This is a genomic window from Microaerobacter geothermalis, assembly GCF_021608135.1.
GTDB lineage: Bacteria > Bacillota > Bacilli > DSM-22679 > DSM-22679 > Microaerobacter > Microaerobacter geothermalis.
This window is the reverse complement of record NZ_JAKIHL010000008.1, coordinates 1-2251: the sequence shown is the minus strand read 5'-3', so window position 1 is coordinate 2251 and position 2251 is coordinate 1. Positions and strand designations below refer to the sequence as shown.

Annotated in this window: 1 protein-coding gene and 13 tRNA genes; all 14 read right to left on the bottom strand. The window is 45.8% G+C overall.

Going from position 1 to position 2251, the window contains the following annotated elements; genetic code table 11:
* Positions 1-160 precede the first annotated feature (160 nt).
* A complete protein-coding gene (locus tag L1765_RS05575) occupies positions 161-427 on the bottom strand; it encodes a hypothetical protein (protein ID WP_236405659.1) in 267 nt (88 codons plus the stop codon).
* Between the two features lie 318 nt (positions 428-745).
* Positions 746-832 (bottom strand) — tRNA-Leu (locus L1765_RS05570).
* 172 nt (positions 833-1004) lie between these two features.
* Positions 1005-1081, bottom strand: a tRNA-Arg gene (locus tag L1765_RS05565).
* Between the two features lie 4 nt (positions 1082-1085).
* A tRNA-Leu gene (locus L1765_RS05560) sits at positions 1086-1174 on the bottom strand.
* Between the two features lie 11 nt (positions 1175-1185).
* Positions 1186-1259: transfer RNA gene (locus L1765_RS05555), tRNA-Cys, on the bottom strand.
* A 43-nt stretch (positions 1260-1302) separates the two neighbouring features.
* Positions 1303-1377 (bottom strand) — tRNA-Gly (locus L1765_RS05550).
* 4 nt (positions 1378-1381) lie between these two features.
* Positions 1382-1456, bottom strand: a tRNA-Gln gene (locus L1765_RS05545).
* A gap of 6 nt (positions 1457-1462) precedes the next feature.
* A tRNA-His gene (locus tag L1765_RS05540) sits at positions 1463-1538 on the bottom strand.
* A gap of 16 nt (positions 1539-1554) precedes the next feature.
* A tRNA-Trp gene (locus L1765_RS05535) sits at positions 1555-1628 on the bottom strand.
* Positions 1629-1653: 25 nt separating this feature from the next.
* Positions 1654-1738: transfer RNA gene (locus tag L1765_RS05530), tRNA-Tyr, on the bottom strand.
* 36 nt (positions 1739-1774) lie between these two features.
* Positions 1775-1850 (bottom strand) — tRNA-Thr (locus tag L1765_RS05525).
* A gap of 9 nt (positions 1851-1859) precedes the next feature.
* A tRNA-Phe gene (locus L1765_RS05520) sits at positions 1860-1935 on the bottom strand.
* Positions 1936-2018: 83 nt separating this feature from the next.
* A tRNA-Asp gene (locus L1765_RS05515) sits at positions 2019-2096 on the bottom strand.
* Positions 2097-2174: 78 nt separating this feature from the next.
* Positions 2175-2251 (bottom strand) — tRNA-Met (locus tag L1765_RS05510).

The following is a 2251-nucleotide window of genomic DNA, read 5'->3' as shown; positions in this document are numbered from 1 at the left end:
CAGATACCAAACTTTTTTGATCCGATCAAATTGGATGCGGATTTGTTGAATGTTTGCGTCTTCCGGTAAGGGAAGGTGTTTGACTTCCACTTTTAGACTGTCAACCTGAAAGACGTCCTGTATTTTCTTTGAAAGGGAGAGCAAAAGATTTCCGTCTATTTTACGAATAGTCTTCCAACGCTTTAAAATAGCTTTTCCAATTTTGTTCGAGAACTTTTAGACATTGTTGATAGGTATGCGAATGGAGATATTCCCTATGCCAATTGGATTTCAGTTCCCTTTCGAGCGCATGGTATGATTTATATGGGTTTTCACGGTTTTGATGGTTGGCAATGTTGTATAGTTTGGTGGTATGAAAGGATAATTCTTCGATGATTTGTTCTTGTTGACCGGTCCATCGTGGGTAGAATTTAAGCGTTAGTTTCAATCGTTTCACCTCCTCTTCCTATGATGATTATACCATAAGAAAAGGCGTTATGGAACATTTGTTTGTAATCAGTCAGCATTTATCTCCCCCTTATAGAAGATGGGAGTCTTCTGCTAAGTAATGATAAAGATTCGAAAATCTCCGCTTACAGCTCCTCAAGCCGTTTCTATCAACTCCCTCAAAGAAGCATAATTTTTTTATTATAGATTCTTTAATTAAGAACTTATTTGCATCACTCATTTCTTTTCAAATAAAAACACTTTAACCAAATTTGGTTAAAGTGTTAAACAAGGGTAATATATCAAAGTAAGATATGTATGGTGCCGGTGATCGGAGTCGAACCGATACTCCCGCAAGGGAACACGATTTTGAGTCGTGCGCGTCTGCCAATTCCGCCACACCGGCATATAAAGTTGTGACCTCTTTTAGGTAATAGGATGGGGTAGGATCTAGGATCTGCCCTGAGAGATACGCTACTTCGTAACGACATCATCTCTCTTCGCCACTTTTGCTCCTTGCTTACCTTATCCGCCTAGGACCCATTGGTCTAATATCTCATCGGTCGTAAACAGATGAATGGCGTGCCCTGAGAGATTCGAACTCCCGACCTTCTGATTCGTAGTCAGACGCTCTATCCAGCTGAGCTAAGGGCACATCGTGGTGCCGAGGACCGGACTTGAACCGGTACGGTAGTCACCTACCGCAGGATTTTAAGTCCTGTGCGTCTGCCAATTCCGCCACCCCGGCAGCTATAAAATTGGAGGCGGCACCCAGATTCGAACTGGGGATAAAGGTTTTGCAGACCTCTGCCTTACCACTTGGCTATGCCGCCCTATTAATGATGTGAGTCGAAATGAAAAAAGTTAATTGAATGATGGAGCGGAAGACGGGATTCGAACCCGCGACCCTCGCCTTGGCAAGGCGATGCTCTACCCCTGAGCCACTTCCGCATATTGGCTGGGCATCCTGGATTCGAACCAGGGAATCACGGAGTCAAAGTCCGTTGCCTTACCGCTTGGCTAATGCCCAACGATTTGGGGCGACTAATGGGAATCGAACCCATGAATGCCGGAGCCACAATCCGGTGCGTTAACCACTTCGCCATAGCCGCCACAATATATTGTATTTGGCAGGGGTGGTAGGAATCGAACCCACACTGGAGGTTTTGGAGACCTCTGTTCTACCATTAAACTACACCCCTATAATGATCAATTTGTCAAATTACATGGTGGAGGGGGTAGGATTCGAACCTACGAAGGCGATGCCAACGGATTTACAGTCCGCCCCATTTGGCCACTTTGGTACCCCTCCGCACTAGAATATATCTCACATCTCTTACTCCTAAAATGGTGCCGGCGAGAGGACTTGAACCCCCAACCTACTGATTACAAGTCAGTTGCTCTACCAATTGAGCTACACCGGCTCGAAGAAATGGTGGCTCGGGACGGAATCGAACCGCCGACACGAGGATTTTCAGTCCTCTGCTCTACCGACTGAGCTACCGAGCCTCTTTTCAAGCAGCAATGATTATTTTATCACGCTGTTATGCATTATGTCAAATGCGGATAATACCATGGGTGAGAATTTAATATGGCGGAGCTGACGGGATTCGAACCCGCGTTCTCCTGCGTGACAGGCAGGCATGTTAGGCCAACTACACCACAGCTCCATTTTTGCCTGTACCCATCAGGTACTCTTGTTGTCTTATTAACTTTATATTTAAACGATACAGCCAAAAGAAGAATATTGGTTGCGGGGGCAGGATTTGAACCTGCGACCTTCGGGTTATGAGCCCGACGAGCTACCGGACTGCTCCACCCCGCG